A 13,777-nucleotide genomic window follows, 5' to 3' on the forward strand; every position below is an offset into this window, starting at 1 on the left:
AAGTCCCTTCGGGCACTCGTTGCCTCGCATTCGCAAGCCTCAGCCCGGGAAAGCCGGGAACTTCTCATCCGGATGCTTGGCTTTCCATTCTTTGTAAGAAGCACTGCCCTGCCAAACGGTGAAGGCCTTGGGCGGACGACCACGCCCTGACCATGTCTCTTGGTTGTGTGGCAACCAATACTTGGGCGCCACTTCCTTTCTTGTGGAAGCAGCCTTCTTCGGCTTGGCCACAGCAGCACCGATCAGAGCCGCAATTTCAGATTTTTGCTTTGCACTGAAATGCTCGGTGTATTGTTCAAGTAGCTTTACGATCTCCGAATAGGCTTCGGATGATTGCTGCTGGCGTAGCTGAGCTTCCTGCTCTTCCAACTTACGGATTTCTTCTGCCAATTTCTCTTTAGCAGCGGCAAGGGCACTCAAAGACGCGGTTGTCATTTAGCAGTATTCCAGTCGATTGATTAGCAAATTATTCGGTAGAAATTTATCGTAGTAAAGCCGTGTCTGATCAAGTCAGCAAGCTGAACTCTTTGACCTTAGTAGCATGTTTTCGCAATGGCCTAACGAGATGGCCGAACACACCTAGACGATACAGCTTTCACGCCTCCGTTTGCACTCAGACAGTTGCGAAGAAGCTCGACGTTCAAGCCGTATCGCAAGGAGTTTAAACCAAGAGAGTGCTTGCTCAAACCATTGAGCTTTTCTGCGATGCTGAAATAACGGCTACACGCCGCATGTGCTCGCCCGACGTCCCCCTGATTTTGAGTAGCACCGAGGTTTGGAGTCTAATCCGAACGATCAGGAGATTCGATATGAAGAAGCGTCTCAGCGAAGAGTAGATCATCGCCCCCCCCCCCCGCAGGAAGCCCCGTTTGAACACAATCAGCGCATCTATGGACGGTGAGCCTGGAAAAAGCCGGGCCAAGATCCCATCATTTGCTTTCGCCCAAGGAGCGCCATGATGACCAGATCGCTTGAAATCAGCACCGACGGGGCGCTCGATCCCGTCAACGCACTTGAAAGTGACGGGCTGCTACGTGGAGGCTTTGCACGGGCCACTGTTGATGCGCTGCGCGCTGTGTCTGCAAATGCCGGCTTTGTGATCTCGCTCGAAGGCCCCTGGGGCAGTGGTAAAACCTCGATGTTTGCCATGATCGAGCAAGTGCTGCGCCAAGATCCAAACCAACACGCCGTAATCGTTCACTTCAACCCTTGGCTGATCGGCGACCGAGACGGATTGCTCCGTCAATTCCTCGCCAGTATTTCGCACGCCATTGCCTTGGGCGACAAAGGTAAAGAGGCTCGCAAAGTTGCCAATGAGTTGCTCAACTACTCCAAAGCTTTCGATCTGGTCAAACTCATTCCCGGCGCCGAACCGTGGGCGAGCATTGTCCAGTCGGTTGTTAAGGGTGCAGGAGGAGCAGCCAAGGGGTTCGCCACCCAGAAAGAGCTAGATCTGGAAGATCGGAAGCGAGCTGTTGAAAAGGCGTTGACCGCCTTCGGCAAAAAGGTCTACGTCTTCATCGATGACGTTGACCGCCTCTATCCGGAAGAGGTCTTCGAGATGGTTCGCATCATCAAGTCCGTTGGTCAGCTGCCGAGCGTGGGATATTTGGTGGCGTGGGATCCGGACTATGTGAGGCGTGCCCTTCGGTCTGCCAATGTTCCGCATGCTTCCACCTATGTAGACAAGATCGTCCAAGTCCGCCTACCAATTCCAGCCATTTCATGGCAGCTCCGTGCGCAACTGTTCCAAGAGGCTCTTAAATCCGCCGATCCATTGGCATTCGAAGATCACTTCCCACATCAGCATCGACGGCTCCAACTGCTTTATGCCGGGGGCTTTAGTGATCTTCTTGAACAGCCCCGTGATGTCACCCGCGTGATCAATACTTTCAATGTGATTGAGCCGGGCCTGAGGGGCGAGATTGTGCCTGCGGACATCCTAGGACTGGCGTGCCTGATGGTGCGCGCGCCGCGCGTGTATACCGCGCTTCGGCGAGATCCGCAACCTTTCGTCACAGAAATCTCTGACCAAGCAGGCAGTGAGAGAAAGAGAAATCATGAGGAGTCAATGGATAAGCTCTTTGCCCGCAGCCCAAACCCAGCCGCTGTTCGACGCCTTGTGCGTCATCTTTTTCCGGCCGCCGCCCAAGCCAGCGGTGGCCACTCCTACAATCGGCCTTCGGAGGTAGAAGGCCACCTGGCGGCCCCTGGCCGGCTTGGCATTGCGCTGGGCATGTCCATCGGCCAAACCGATGTTTCGATTGCCGAGGCCAGGCGCTATCTGCTGGATGCGGAAAGCAGGCAAAAAATCAGCGCACAACTGACCGCTGAGAACATTTACGGCTTCTTGGAAATCCTCGGAAAAGTGAGGGCAGATCTTCCCAGTGATTTGGTGAAGCACAAGATAGAGCTTTGCCAAGACGTCGCCATGTTGATCGATCAGCCCACACTGTTGCTCGACCGCGAAGCCTTGCGCCGATTACCGCTTGGAGTTGAGGACCGTGCGCTTCAAACTGTCGAAACCATCGCAGCGGGAGAGACACCCAATATTGCCGGCCAGGTTGCCGATGCTATCGCTCGCAACCCAAACGCACTTACGCTTGGAGGCATCGTGATCGCCAACACATTAGATGAAGCCATCCCCAAGCCCCCCTACTCCATTGTCCTGAGCAAGGCTCAGTTGAAAGGGGCAGCAGAACGATTTACTGCGAATGTAGAAGCCGCTGTATCCAGCGGAGCGCTATGGGAGTTGCGTGGTCCTGGCCGGGTTTTAAATGCAGTCACCAGCGCCGGTGTCAAAGGCACCAAGGCGGTTTTCACCGCATTGAAGAAGCAAGATCCGTCGCTTGATCAGTTCGCTACACACTTTTTTGAAAGCGGTTATAGCTCTGCGCACGGGGTTTCGTTCTCCGTGCGCCCTTACCTTTGCACCGAGAAATTTATCAGTCTCAACAGTCTTCGTGCCCACGCGCGTCAGCGCCTGAAGGAAGAACTGCCTCCGGCTGCCAGGATGGCATGGCGGTCAGTTGCCGAAGATCAATCATTCTACGTCGACGGCGAGAAAGGGCGTTGGTAATTGGCGGTAGAGCTGCCACCATCGCGCAACTCATTAAACTGCCCTGCTCTACAGCATCCAACATCGGGCATATCTTGAGAAACGAAAACTTTGGGCTTGTCTGAAGATCAAATCACAGGTTGTGACGCAGAGATTGCCGTCGAGCAGCCCTTCCATCACTTGCGCTGGGTAGTCGGCAGTGACCACTTGGATGACGGGTTGGCTGGCATTGATGTTGCCCAAAGCGCGTTAGCAGGTCTTATACTTACTGGAAAGCGTTCGAAGCTTCCTTTCCAAGAAGATTGGCCTCCTGCTTTTCGAGCTTTCTTTAAGCTTATCAATCAATTTGACTTTAGCAGAGGTAACGTAGTCGAGGGGCGGTTTGGATATAGTGTCTTCTTACCTTTTGGAACCCTGGTAAATTATTGACCAGAAGTAAGCGCTTGCCAAGTACACGTCTAGGTAAACGAGGCCATCTATGGGGAATAAGCATCCAACCAGCTTTATGAATGAGCGCAGCCTGGAATACTTCGTTATTCCTGAGCTGAGCAGGATTCTGTCCCCCTTTTGCAAGAGCGTAGTTCCGATATTTTTTTGGAAAACGCGAGAAGGAGGAAAGATGTCTTCGAAAGTCAATGGTGGCAAAGCAGTCAAGATCATTGCCGTTTTCGCACGTCGCCCCAAGCTAACTGACGACCCCATGATTATCGAAGGTAAAATTAATCATGAAATCGTACGGTTTGCGCAGAAGGCGCACTCATACGGCATCCCCACCATTGCAGCTTTTTGCGCGGCAAGATCGTTGTTCGAGCTAAAAACGGAATCCATCCGTTGGATTTCTCTTATGGATGAGGATCCTAACGAAGATGTCTTCTTCTTCGAAAGATCAAGCAAGCATGAACTTCTTAAATCTGACGGCTCACCCATCAGCACTATCTCAACCGAACTGCTAGCAAATCACCTCTTATCTAAAACTGACGCCATCGCGTTTAATCACGGCGTTGAGGCGATGTCTGACTTGCGGCACGAGTTAAGTGATTATCAATTCTTCATGGGTGGATTTGGATCTACCTATAAGCCCGTATATTTATTGATAGAACAATAAAAATAAGATCAAATCTTACAGACTGTCAATGAGCACAATGGTGTGCCACAATGGACGACCATCAGAGGTCCTAGCGATATGTATGCCGATGACATCAAAGCGATTTTGGTATCGGCATTATTACCGAACCTGATTTTAGACGAAGTATTGGGCTCAGAAGTTCGCTTCGGAGATGGAAAGTTCAGGGCTGATCTAGTTATATCGTCTCCCTTTCGACTTAGTGCCATTGAAATTAAAGGCCCACGAGATAACCTTGATAAATTGGTTAATCAGGCATTTGGCTACTCATCCTTGTTCTTGGATTTCTCAGTTGCCTCAGACGATTTATGGCTACCCGCCATTAGAAAGCGCATGCCCCGTTCTGCCGGACTGATGACGCTCCGTGGTTCCGAGCTATTGACGGTAAGAGTCCCGCGTGTTCGTCGTCGTTTGAAATCGGAAGAAGCGCTTAAATGGCTGCATACCGATGATTTGAGAAAATTATTACGAGAACATGGCATATCGCCAAATGGTCACTATGAAGCGCTTTGCCTCATGGCAAAAGCACACTTTTCAGAATTGGCCCTTTCAGGGTTCGCGATCAAAGCAGTCTATGAGCGGCTTCTCCCGAGGTTCGAGATTTTTCGAAATGAACTAGGGAGAACAGTTACCTTAGATGACATTCGGATGCTTACGCTTAGTGATCAGATCAGCGGCCGATTTTGAATAATTGCCTAGACAAATGAAAATTTACTCTATTGGCAATCCAAAAAGACGGACTTCTTCCATTAGGTGATCCACCCGCTGCCAGCCGAATGTTCTCCTGTGCCCAGCAGTCCAAAGGGACATAGCGTGGATCATTGAAGGCCTCATATGCTGCCTTCTCATAGCCACCTTCCGAGCGACGATAGCGGTGGTAATAAAAAGATTCATCAAGCATCACATCCACACGAGGCACCCAATTTGTGACTGTTCCCGTGAAATCAATCGGATGGATCCCAGTGTAGTCGCCATAGGTTAGATCAGGAAATTTTAAAACAAGCTCTTCCCAGAGATAGACCTCAGATAAGCGAAAAGCCCCCTGATCATCTTCTCCTCCGGCCGAAACTACGCTGTTGGGAAAGGAACTAGATGCAACCGACTTTCTGAAAAAATTCAAACCAGCAACCGCACTTAGCATCTCATTCAAACGCGCAGCAGCGCCAGAGCGCGACCGCTCATTGACATACCCAGCATCGAGAATCAGGAAAATCTCGTTAGGATTTAAAAAGACCTTTTGAAGTCCGAGGATCAACCCAGCAAAATCACCATAGTTTGTCGGGACTCTAATTGCTATTCGAGTGAACTTTGACCTAAGTTGAGATACTTGTTTTTGAAATTCAGAAAGATCGAAAGGTTCGAGCAAATGCGCTACAGGAATGCATTGTTCGGGAAGACTGCTTATTGCCAGCTTTGTCCAAGCCTGGAAACCGCCATCCTCGTCTAGAAGGCGGTCAAATTCAGAATTTTGAAGACTTTCTAAAGAAGTAAGATCAGCCACAAAAGACTGCCCCCCCAAAATCTCACAGATCGCTTCAACGCTCTTGCTGATGCTGCCTGCTGGATTTTTGCTCGTGCGGCGCGACCGCGTTAGCTCTACAATCGGAAATAACTTTCTCCTTGCTGCATCCGCCAGCTCTTTCAGTCCACGTAGTTCGGCCGCACGAGTCCGAATGACAGGAGAATAATTAATCATCAGTTAACTTGATACCCTAAGTTTTGGACACGATATTTCATCGCCAGCGCTGAAACACCAAAGTGTTCCGCTAGCCCTGACAACGTCGTAATACCAGATGCAATCAATCGTCTTACATCAAACTCGGGCATCAACAAATCCGCCGCAAATTTGTCGGCTTCTCGCTCCATGGTGCTTGCTCCCTCACTGCCGTTTCGGCGGGCAAAGGTCTGATCATGGAAGCTTTCTTTCTCTCCCGAGTGCAGCACAAAGTGCGCAATTTCATGAGCGATCGTAAATCGCTTTCTATTGCGATGATGAAGTGAGTTCACTCCAACAACCCACGTCCCCGATCGCTTTTCAAGATATCCGGACAAATCGTCATCCATCGGCTCTTCTACGACTTCCAAGCCTAAAAACTCTGCCACTGCCAGTATATTAACAGGCACAGACAAGAGACCCGCCTCAGCCAATCGCTGATGCAAGTTCACTTGAAGTCGGGCACCAGACATCACGGGCCCAATCTGGCGTATTTTTTTACGAACAACAGCCATTTATTCCATCCAACTTCTTTTATTAGGTGACGACGCCATCGACTTGCTCATCATCTTGCCCGACGGAACCTTTTTTCTCTACGATTCGCTTTATTGCTTCCATCTTTTTCGCTAAATCTTCAAGTTCGTAAGCTAGACCTGTCTCTTCAATAGCGTATTTTACGTTTTCGCCAAACTGTCTGGTCTCTAAATAATGACGCATTGCTTCTTTTGCAGCTTCATGCGCCATATCCTCCGCAGCTGACTTTGAGAGAAATCGAAGCGTGAGGACAGCCAGTATTCCAATAACACCAAGCAAAAAACCCATCAATGTGATGATGGTTTGGTAGAAGCTGCTCAATGCTGAAACCACATCTCCATCACTCCATCGGTCTGGCTTCGATGAAGCATTGACCGAAGGCGATGCTTCTGTTGAACCAACCTGAGCAGCTTGTGACTGCACGGGCGCAGCAAGTGCTTTGCCGGGAACCTTACGGAGAGCGTTTTGAAGATCAAATGCATGCACTTGCCAGACCACGGCAAAGAACCCGACGAAGGCGGCAAAGATCACAAAGCTCAAAATCCTATGAGTCCAACGCTGGTAGTGCTTCGTCCTAGAAGCCTTCATACCTCTCCCCTGTCTCATCCGCTGCGACTTTGTGAACAGGATACATCATGCCCTCAGCAGGCTGGTCTTAGCAGAACCAGGCGCCCGAACGCATCTCTACGACTTTAGGTATCATTTAAGGTATCAAAGCAGGCCCAGCTGGAAGACCCGAAGTGCTTTAGGGTCAATAGCTTGCGTAAGGGCGTCTTCAGGCTCCGCCCACCTCCACCACACAACGGTCCTAAGAAGACCGACTAAGGCCGGGAATTCTCGCAAGAGGTTCCCGGCTTTTTTCATGGACGCAGCTAGCAGCGACGCCGCTAGCGCCATAGACTGCGCTCGCCACTGTCCGCCGCGTCAATTAGTGACGCGGGCTGTCGGTTCGGACGTGGTGGCGATCGACCCTGCGAAAGGGCGGTCACACGCGTGGGCTAACGCAACGTCGCCGCGGAGTTGGTCGAACAGTGCGAGCAGCTCGGTCGCTTCCTGCTGCAGCAGGACCAGTGCGCTCTTGTTGGGCTCATCCATTGCATCTACTCCGACGGCGCTCGCCAGCGCCCCTGATGCACTCGAAGCAAACCGCATGCCAGCGTGCCGGTGCTGGTTGCTGCTCCGGCACTGGCTGGACCAACTAGGGCGAATCAGTGCCTGCAATGCGTGGCGCTTTCAGGCCCGGCTATGGCAGTGGCCTGGTTGACGCCCTCCCTTGCCTACACGTCGGCTCTGCACCGCTGGCGACCAACGCCCTCGGCTCAGGTGGAGTCGAGCTGCCGCTGCGCTTCGGCATGCATGGCTTCCATGGCATGGGACGCCCTGCCGGCACTTCGCCCAGCGAACACGGCGCTGCGTTAATCGGGGAAGGTAGACGCAAGCGTGGCGCCTGCGAGCCTGCGCTTCCCTGCCCGTGCCGCTGTTTCGATGCGCCAAACCCCGCCCCAAGACTCGCCGATGCCACGACTTGGGGCGGTACGACAGATCGGCCGACCGTTTCGAAGAAAAATACTCAAGGCGCGCTCGGTTCTGCAGTGCGGTATGAGCTCACTGGTGCCAGGGCATGGCACTGAGTCCTGCCGGTCTGTCGGCCACTACCCAGCTGATGGGCTGATTGAGGCACGCCGCTTGCATCGACCTCAACCAGACCATCGGCGTTGGGGGAACACGGTGTTGACCAAACAAGCAAAACGTCATGCAGCAGGGGCATTGCTGCTAGGCGGCGCCATCTTCGTCCTGATCGGCATCGGCGGCTACTTCACCACGCAGCGCTCGCTGGCCGATGCGGGATGGGTGACGCATACGCAGGAAGTGCTCGCGGGCATCGACGAAATCCAGGCCGGGCTGCTGTCGGCGGAGTCGTCGGTGCGTGGTTACGTGCTGACCGACAACGAGGCGTTTCTAGGCGTGTATGCCGATGTGATCGGGCGCCTGCCCGAGCGGATCGTACGGCTGGAGGCGCTGGTGCAGGACAACCCGGTACAGGGACGCAATGTGCGTGTGCTCAGCCGATTAGTGGACACGCGACTGGTGCAGATCAACGATCTGCTGCACAGCTATCGCACCCATGGCCTGGATGGCGCGCGCGGGTCGATCGCGCGTGGCGTGTTCCAGACCTCCTCGGCATTGCGGCGTCAGGTGCAAACCATGACCGAGCTGGAACGTCACCAGCTGGTGAAGCGGACGCAGACCAATGCACTCAGTGCGCAGTGGGTGCTGCGGATGACCGTGACCGGCATCGTCAGCGGGCTGCTGGTGATGCTGCTGGCCTACCGCTTGTTGGCGCGCGAGCTGCAACGCCGCGTGCGTGCAGAGGACGAGGCCAGCCATACCAGCGAGCAGCTGGTCGAATCGTTTGCGACGCTGGAGCGTACCTCTGCGGGACTGGAAGCGCTGGCACGCTACTCGGGATTGCTGCAGAACTGCCGCGACGCCGAAGAAGCGCTGGAAATTACCGCACGCACGATTGCGCCGCTGATTCCCGGCGCGGCCGGTGCGGTGTATTTGCTGCGCGCATCGCGCGATCGCGCTGAGCAGGTGGTGGCCTGGGGCGCGATGGCCGACGACGACAGCGCAAGCATCGCGCCGGAGACATGCTGGGCGCTGCGCCGCGATCGCACGCATGTGGTCGAAGATGCCAGCCAAGGCATGCTGTGTCGCCATACCGGCGCCAATCTTCCGACGCACGCCAGCACGGTGTGCATCCCATTGTCGGCACAAGGCACACAGTTGGGCATGCTGGCGCTGCGCAGCGACCAGCCGGGTGGCCTGAGCTCACTGACCGTGGCCGAAGCGGCAGCGGAACAACTCTCGCTGGTGCTGCATAGCCTGCGTCTGCGCGAAACACTGCGCCAGCAATCGATCCGCGACCCGCTCACCGGCCTGTACAACCGCCGCTATCTGGAAGAAGCGCTCAATCACGAACTGGCGCGCTGCACGCGCCGGGTGCAGCCGTTGTCGGTGCTGATGCTGGACGTCGACCACTTCAAGCGGTTCAACGATCTGCATGGGCACAGCGGCGGCGACCGGGTGCTGGCGGCAATCGGCGAACTGTTGCTGGCGCAGACCCGTGGCGAAGATATCTGCTGCCGCTACGGCGGCGAAGAATTGACGATCATCCTGCCGGAAGTGGATCTGGCCACTGCGCGCAGGATGGCGGAGAAGTTGCGCGCCGGGATCGAGGCCTTGCAGGTGATGGCCGATGGCGTGTCGCTGCCGAAGATCACCGCATCGTTTGGCGCGGCGAGCTTTCCCGAGCACGCGGGCAATGCGGCGCAGCTGCTGCGGCGCGCAGACGAGGCGTTGTACCAAGCCAAGCAAGCCGGGCGCAATCAGGTGATCAGCGCACCGGAAGCGGCGGACGCCGAATGTGCGCAGGAATCCTGACGGCAGGCAGGCTGGTCGTAGCGACCCTGGCAAGATGCCTTGATAGGCTTCGTTCAACTGCCAGCCGGGCGCCAGTGGCCGATTAGGCGCCTGGCGACCCAGGCGCAAATATGCACTGACACTTATATGCATCAGCGACAAATCGGGTCAGACATTTCGCTGAGCGCCGCTGCGTTGTTGAGAATACGGCTCAGACACCGCGCCGAGATTGGCGTTCGCCCTCGCCAACGCGCCCGCCTGCGTCGAGCAGCGCAGCATCACCGACAGGCGCGCCCCTCTCCGTCGGCACGAATCAGATCACCGCCTACCAGCATGCCGTCGACGCGGGTGCACACATGGGCCGCCTCTTCGGGTTTAGCGCCGCGCAGCACCGCTTCGGCACGCGCCTGGAAATCCAGAGACTCAACATCCGTATCTTCATCTGCAGGCAGCTGCGGCAGTGCGTTCTGCAACGCATCCAGGCGCGTCGCTAGCTCTTCGCATCTAGGCATAACAGGCTCCGACCCACAGCCGATACAGTTGCCGCAAGGCCGTCAACAACGCACGAAGCCTTGCCATGCAACGCTTCATTTTCCTACCCGCTACAGCGGTGATTGCATGCTCAACTTTCGCGCAACCCGGCCGATAATGATGCCGACTCCGACAGAACCTTGCCTGTGATCCTCCACCTGCGGCGGGATTTCCGCCTCGGCATCGTCAAGATGCTTGGGCCAATCACCGCGCTGTTGCTTTGCCTGTATGCGGTGTACCTGGCCATGACCGGCCAGGCGATTGCGTGCCTCATCACCGCAGCGCTGGGCGTGCTGGCGATCTGGCGCGGCTGGCAGATGCGCGCGGCAGAACGCACGGGTGCCGGCGGTGTCTGGTTGGCATCGATCAATGTCGCCGGTTGCCTGGTGGCCTGCTGGACCGGGGGCGACGGCGCCCTACCCTGGCTGTTTCCGGTGCTGGCGACCAATTATTTTCTGTGCGGGCCGCAACGCGCGGTGTCGCTGAGCCTGCCATTGATGGTGGCCTTGTTGTTCTTGCCAGGCTTGATCGTCAGCCCCGGCCAGGGCGTGTCGACAGTGGTGGTGACGTTGGTGACGTTGGCGGTGGGGTATTCGTTCTCGCTGCGCATGCAGGACGACCGCGTACACCTGGAAGAGCTGGCGTCGCTGGATGCGCTGACAGGGTTACCCAACCGACGCATGCTCGAACGCGCGTTGACCCATCAGATCGATCAGCGCCAACCGCAGGAGCGGCTCAACAGTCTGATCATCCTGGACCTGGACCATTTCAAAGAGGTCAACGATCTGTACGGGCATGCTGCAGGCGATGCAGCGCTGTCGGATCTGGCAACCATCTTGCGCTACGAAGTCCGCGAGCCGCATCAGGTGTTCCGGTTTGGCGGCGAAGAATTCGTGGTGTTGCTGCGCGCCGGCTCATCGGCGGAACTGGAAGCGGCCACCGAGCGCTTGCGCAAGGTGATCCGCAATGGGTTGCGTGGCCCGGGAGGACGCATCACGGTCTCGCTGGGCGCTGCGCGCCACGATGGCGAAACGCACTGGCAAGACTGGTTTTCGCGTGCCGATGCGGCACTGTATCTGGCCAAGAACAGCGGCCGCGACAGCGTACGGGTTGCCGACTGAGCGTCGCGCTGCTGGCTGGCTAGATCGCGGCATCGAACACGACGGTTACGATCTTCTACCAGACGGGGCGACCCAGCGGCCGCCCCGTCCGTCGGTCAACGGTTGACTACCGCCACCGGTGCGGCGGGTGCTTCACCCTGCTTCCAGCCGCCCAGCGCCTTGTACACACCGACCACGCCGACATTGACTGCCGCCTCGGCCTGGGCCAGGGCATCGTCTGCCGCCAGCTGGGTGCGCTGTGCATCCAGCAAGGTCAGGAAATCTTCCGACCCCTCGCGGTAGCGGATCTGCGCCAGCTGTTCGGCACGTCGCGCGGCATTGGCCTGGTCCACCACGATCGCCAGACGCGCCTGCTGACGGCCGTAGCCGATCAAGGCGTTTTCGGTGTCTTCCAGCGCCAGCAACACCGTTTGCTGGTATTGCGCCAATGCACCGTCGGCCTGGGCCTTGCTGGCACGCAGGCGTGCACGCACGGTACCGAAGTCGAATGCAGCCCAGCTGATCGACGGGGTGATCGACCAGGCCTTTGCATTGCCCTGGGTCAACCTGGCCGCATCGCCGGACAGAAAGCCGACAAAGCCGCTCACGCTGATGCGCGGGAACAGATCGGCCGTGGCCACGCCAACCTGCGCGGTGGCCGCCGCCAGACGACGTTCGGCACTCCGCACGTCCGGCCGCTGACGCAGCAATCCGGCCGTATCGCCCAGCGGCAACGGGCGCGCGAACGGCGGCATGCTGCGTGCGACCAGGGTGGCATCCAGCGCATTCGGCTGCTGGCCGAGCAACACGGCAAGCCGATGGCGGTATTGCGCCTCGGCGGTTTCCAGCAACGGAATATCCGCTTCGATGGCCTTCAAACGCGCCAGGCTGCTCTGTACATCCAACTCGCTGCCGGCACCCAGGTCCCAACGCGTCTGCGTCAGCTTCTGGGTGTCGCGCAGATTGGTCAGGGTGCGCTTGGAGACATCGAGCTGCTTCTGGGTGCCGCGCAATTCGAAGTAATTGCGCGCCACTTCGGCCGCCACCGTGACCTGCACGTCCTGCAGGTTGGCCTGCTCGGCATCGAGATCGGCGCGCGCCGCTTCCGAGGCGCGGCGTTGGCGGCCGAACAGATCCAGCTCCCAGGCCGCATCCAGGCCCAGGGTGGTCTGCTCGGTGAGGAAACGCTGATTGCCGGCGATCACCTGCTGTTGCTCGCGTCGATCGAAGCTGCCCTGCGCGGTGATGTGCGGGGCCTGATCCAAACGCCGCTCCACAAACACCGCACGCGCCTGCTTCACCCGCGACACCGCGATGCGCAGATCGTGATTGGCGAACAAGGCATCGCGCACCAGTTGCTCCAGCACCGGGTCGTCGAACTGCGACCACCAGTTGCCGACAACGGATTCAGTGCTGAACGAGGCATCCTGCGCGCCCTGCAGCGTGACCGGGGGCGGCGGGTCGGGCCGGTAATCCGGCCCCACCGCGCAACCGCTGAGCACCAGTGCGGCCAGCGCCGCGCCGAGCAATGTCCTTACCATGGCAAGGTGTCTCCCAGGTGGGTAAAGCTGCCGGTGGGGCCGTGCGCATCGATCAATGCCATCTGCACGCTGCTGTGTGCGCCCTGCTCGATGTCGATCTCGCCCTCACCACCGTTCATGTCGGTTTTGACGTAGCCCGGATGGATGGCGTTGACCTTGATCGAGGTGTCGCGCAGCTCGTAGGCCAGATGCACGGTCCAGCTGTTCAAGGCACTCTTGGACGCGTTGTAAGCAGGCACCTTGAAGGTGTAGATCGGCGAGCTGGGGTCGCTGTGCAGCGTCAGCGAGCCGAGAACGCTGGACACGTTGACGATACGGCCGGCCAGCGAGCGCTGCAGCAGCGGCAGGAATGCCTTGGTCACGCCGACCACCGCAAACAGATTGGTATCGAAGGTGCGCTTCCAGGTATCCAGGCTCTGCTCGGACGGCTTGCGCTGCATGTCGTCGATCATGATGCCGGCGTTGTTGACCAGGATGTCCAGGTGGCCGTGACGCTCCTTCACCGTGCCCACTGCCGCAGCGATGCTGATGTCGTCGTTGACGTCCAGTTGAATCGCTTCCACCGGCAGGCCTTCGGCCTGCAGCTTGAGTGCAGCGGCCACTGCGTCGTCGCGCTTGCGACCGGCCAGCAGCGTATGCACGCCGGCCTGTGCGAGTTGACGAACGGTTTCCAGGCCGATGCCGCGGGTGGCGCCGGTGACCAGTGCGATCTTGGTATTGCTCATGTGGTGAATCCTCTTCAATTGGGGGGAA

The 13,777-nt window shown here is 57.1% G+C and carries 14 protein-coding genes; 6 read left to right on the forward strand and 8 right to left on the reverse strand.

Translation table 11 applies throughout. The annotated features are described in order from the left end of the window. Positions 1-39: 39 nt before the first annotated feature. A complete protein-coding gene (locus tag XdyCFBP7245_RS00670; protein WP_104613925.1) occupies positions 40-435 on the reverse strand; it encodes an H-NS histone family protein in 396 nt (131 codons plus the stop codon). 523 nt (positions 436-958) lie between these two features. Between XdyCFBP7245_RS00670 and XdyCFBP7245_RS00680 the strand changes: the two genes are divergently transcribed. The 4 genes from XdyCFBP7245_RS00680 to XdyCFBP7245_RS23645 all read left to right on the forward strand — a co-directional run bounded on the left by XdyCFBP7245_RS00680 (position 959) and on the right by XdyCFBP7245_RS23645 (position 4,868). Next, on the forward strand, positions 959-3,079 hold the full coding sequence (locus XdyCFBP7245_RS00680) for a KAP family P-loop NTPase fold protein (RefSeq protein ID WP_158255493.1): 2,121 nt from the start codon (positions 959-961) through the stop codon (positions 3,077-3,079). 96 nt (positions 3,080-3,175) lie between these two features. Then, entirely contained in the window at positions 3,176-3,487 is a 312-nt protein-coding gene (locus XdyCFBP7245_RS23640) for a hypothetical protein (protein WP_146091630.1), read from the forward strand. 190 nt (positions 3,488-3,677) lie between these two features. After that, positions 3,678-4,163 carry a hypothetical protein gene (locus tag XdyCFBP7245_RS00685; protein ID WP_146091631.1) on the forward strand — a complete coding sequence of 162 codons (486 nt, stop codon included), beginning with the start codon at positions 3,678-3,680 and terminating at the stop codon, positions 4,161-4,163. A 78-nt stretch (positions 4,164-4,241) separates the two neighbouring features. Further along, positions 4,242-4,868, forward strand: coding sequence for a hypothetical protein (locus tag XdyCFBP7245_RS23645; protein WP_146091632.1), 627 nt, complete (start codon positions 4,242-4,244; stop codon positions 4,866-4,868). Here XdyCFBP7245_RS23645 and XdyCFBP7245_RS00690 read toward each other — a convergent pair. From XdyCFBP7245_RS00690 to XdyCFBP7245_RS24000, 4 genes are all read right to left on the reverse strand, one after another. Continuing rightward, positions 4,852-5,877 carry a beta family protein gene (locus tag XdyCFBP7245_RS00690; protein ID WP_104613928.1) on the reverse strand — a complete coding sequence of 342 codons (1,026 nt, stop codon included), beginning with the start codon at positions 5,875-5,877 and terminating at the stop codon, positions 4,852-4,854. The two genes, XdyCFBP7245_RS23645 and XdyCFBP7245_RS00690, sit on opposite strands and share 17 nt — an antisense overlap. Further along, positions 5,877-6,410 carry an ImmA/IrrE family metallo-endopeptidase gene (locus XdyCFBP7245_RS00695; protein WP_104613929.1) on the reverse strand — a complete coding sequence of 178 codons (534 nt, stop codon included), beginning with the start codon at positions 6,408-6,410 and terminating at the stop codon, positions 5,877-5,879. The genes XdyCFBP7245_RS00690 and XdyCFBP7245_RS00695 overlap by 1 nt, the downstream gene beginning before the upstream one ends. Positions 6,411-6,432: 22 nt before the next feature. Further along, complete coding sequence (locus XdyCFBP7245_RS23650) at positions 6,433-6,969, reverse strand: hypothetical protein (RefSeq protein WP_146091633.1); 537 nt, start codon at positions 6,967-6,969, stop codon at positions 6,433-6,435. Positions 6,970-7,353: 384 nt separating this feature from the next. Next, positions 7,354-7,524 carry a hypothetical protein gene (locus XdyCFBP7245_RS24000; RefSeq protein WP_158255494.1) on the reverse strand — a complete coding sequence of 57 codons (171 nt, stop codon included), beginning with the start codon at positions 7,522-7,524 and terminating at the stop codon, positions 7,354-7,356. Between the two features lie 633 nt (positions 7,525-8,157). On the opposite strand from XdyCFBP7245_RS24000, the gene XdyCFBP7245_RS00710 reads away from it, so the two are divergent. After that, entirely contained in the window at positions 8,158-9,873 is a 1,716-nt protein-coding gene (locus XdyCFBP7245_RS00710) for a sensor domain-containing diguanylate cyclase (protein ID WP_104613932.1), read from the forward strand. A 257-nt stretch (positions 9,874-10,130) separates the two neighbouring features. Here XdyCFBP7245_RS00710 and XdyCFBP7245_RS00715 read toward each other — a convergent pair whose 3' ends face one another. Beyond that, positions 10,131-10,364 (reverse strand): hypothetical protein, encoded by a 234-nt coding sequence (locus XdyCFBP7245_RS00715; RefSeq protein ID WP_104613933.1) that lies wholly within the window; start codon positions 10,362-10,364, stop codon positions 10,131-10,133. Positions 10,365-10,529: 165 nt separating this feature from the next. Between XdyCFBP7245_RS00715 and XdyCFBP7245_RS00720 the strand changes: the two genes are divergently transcribed. Continuing rightward, positions 10,530-11,504, forward strand: a complete 975-nt coding sequence (locus XdyCFBP7245_RS00720) for a GGDEF domain-containing protein (RefSeq protein WP_104614224.1) — start codon at positions 10,530-10,532, stop codon at positions 11,502-11,504. A 95-nt stretch (positions 11,505-11,599) separates the two neighbouring features. Here XdyCFBP7245_RS00720 and XdyCFBP7245_RS00725 read toward each other — a convergent pair whose 3' ends face one another. Together XdyCFBP7245_RS00725 and XdyCFBP7245_RS00730 are read right to left on the reverse strand one after the other, a co-directional pair. Further along, positions 11,600-13,024, reverse strand: coding sequence for an efflux transporter outer membrane subunit (locus tag XdyCFBP7245_RS00725; RefSeq protein WP_104613934.1), 1,425 nt, complete (start codon positions 13,022-13,024; stop codon positions 11,600-11,602). Further along, positions 13,018-13,749 carry an SDR family oxidoreductase gene (locus XdyCFBP7245_RS00730; RefSeq protein WP_104613935.1) on the reverse strand — a complete coding sequence of 244 codons (732 nt, stop codon included), beginning with the start codon at positions 13,747-13,749 and terminating at the stop codon, positions 13,018-13,020. Before XdyCFBP7245_RS00730 ends, XdyCFBP7245_RS00725 begins: the two co-directional genes overlap by 7 nt. Between the last annotated feature and the right edge of the window lie 28 nt (positions 13,750-13,777).

Source organism: Xanthomonas dyei, assembly GCF_002939865.1.
Taxonomy (GTDB): domain Bacteria; phylum Pseudomonadota; class Gammaproteobacteria; order Xanthomonadales; family Xanthomonadaceae; genus Xanthomonas; species Xanthomonas dyei.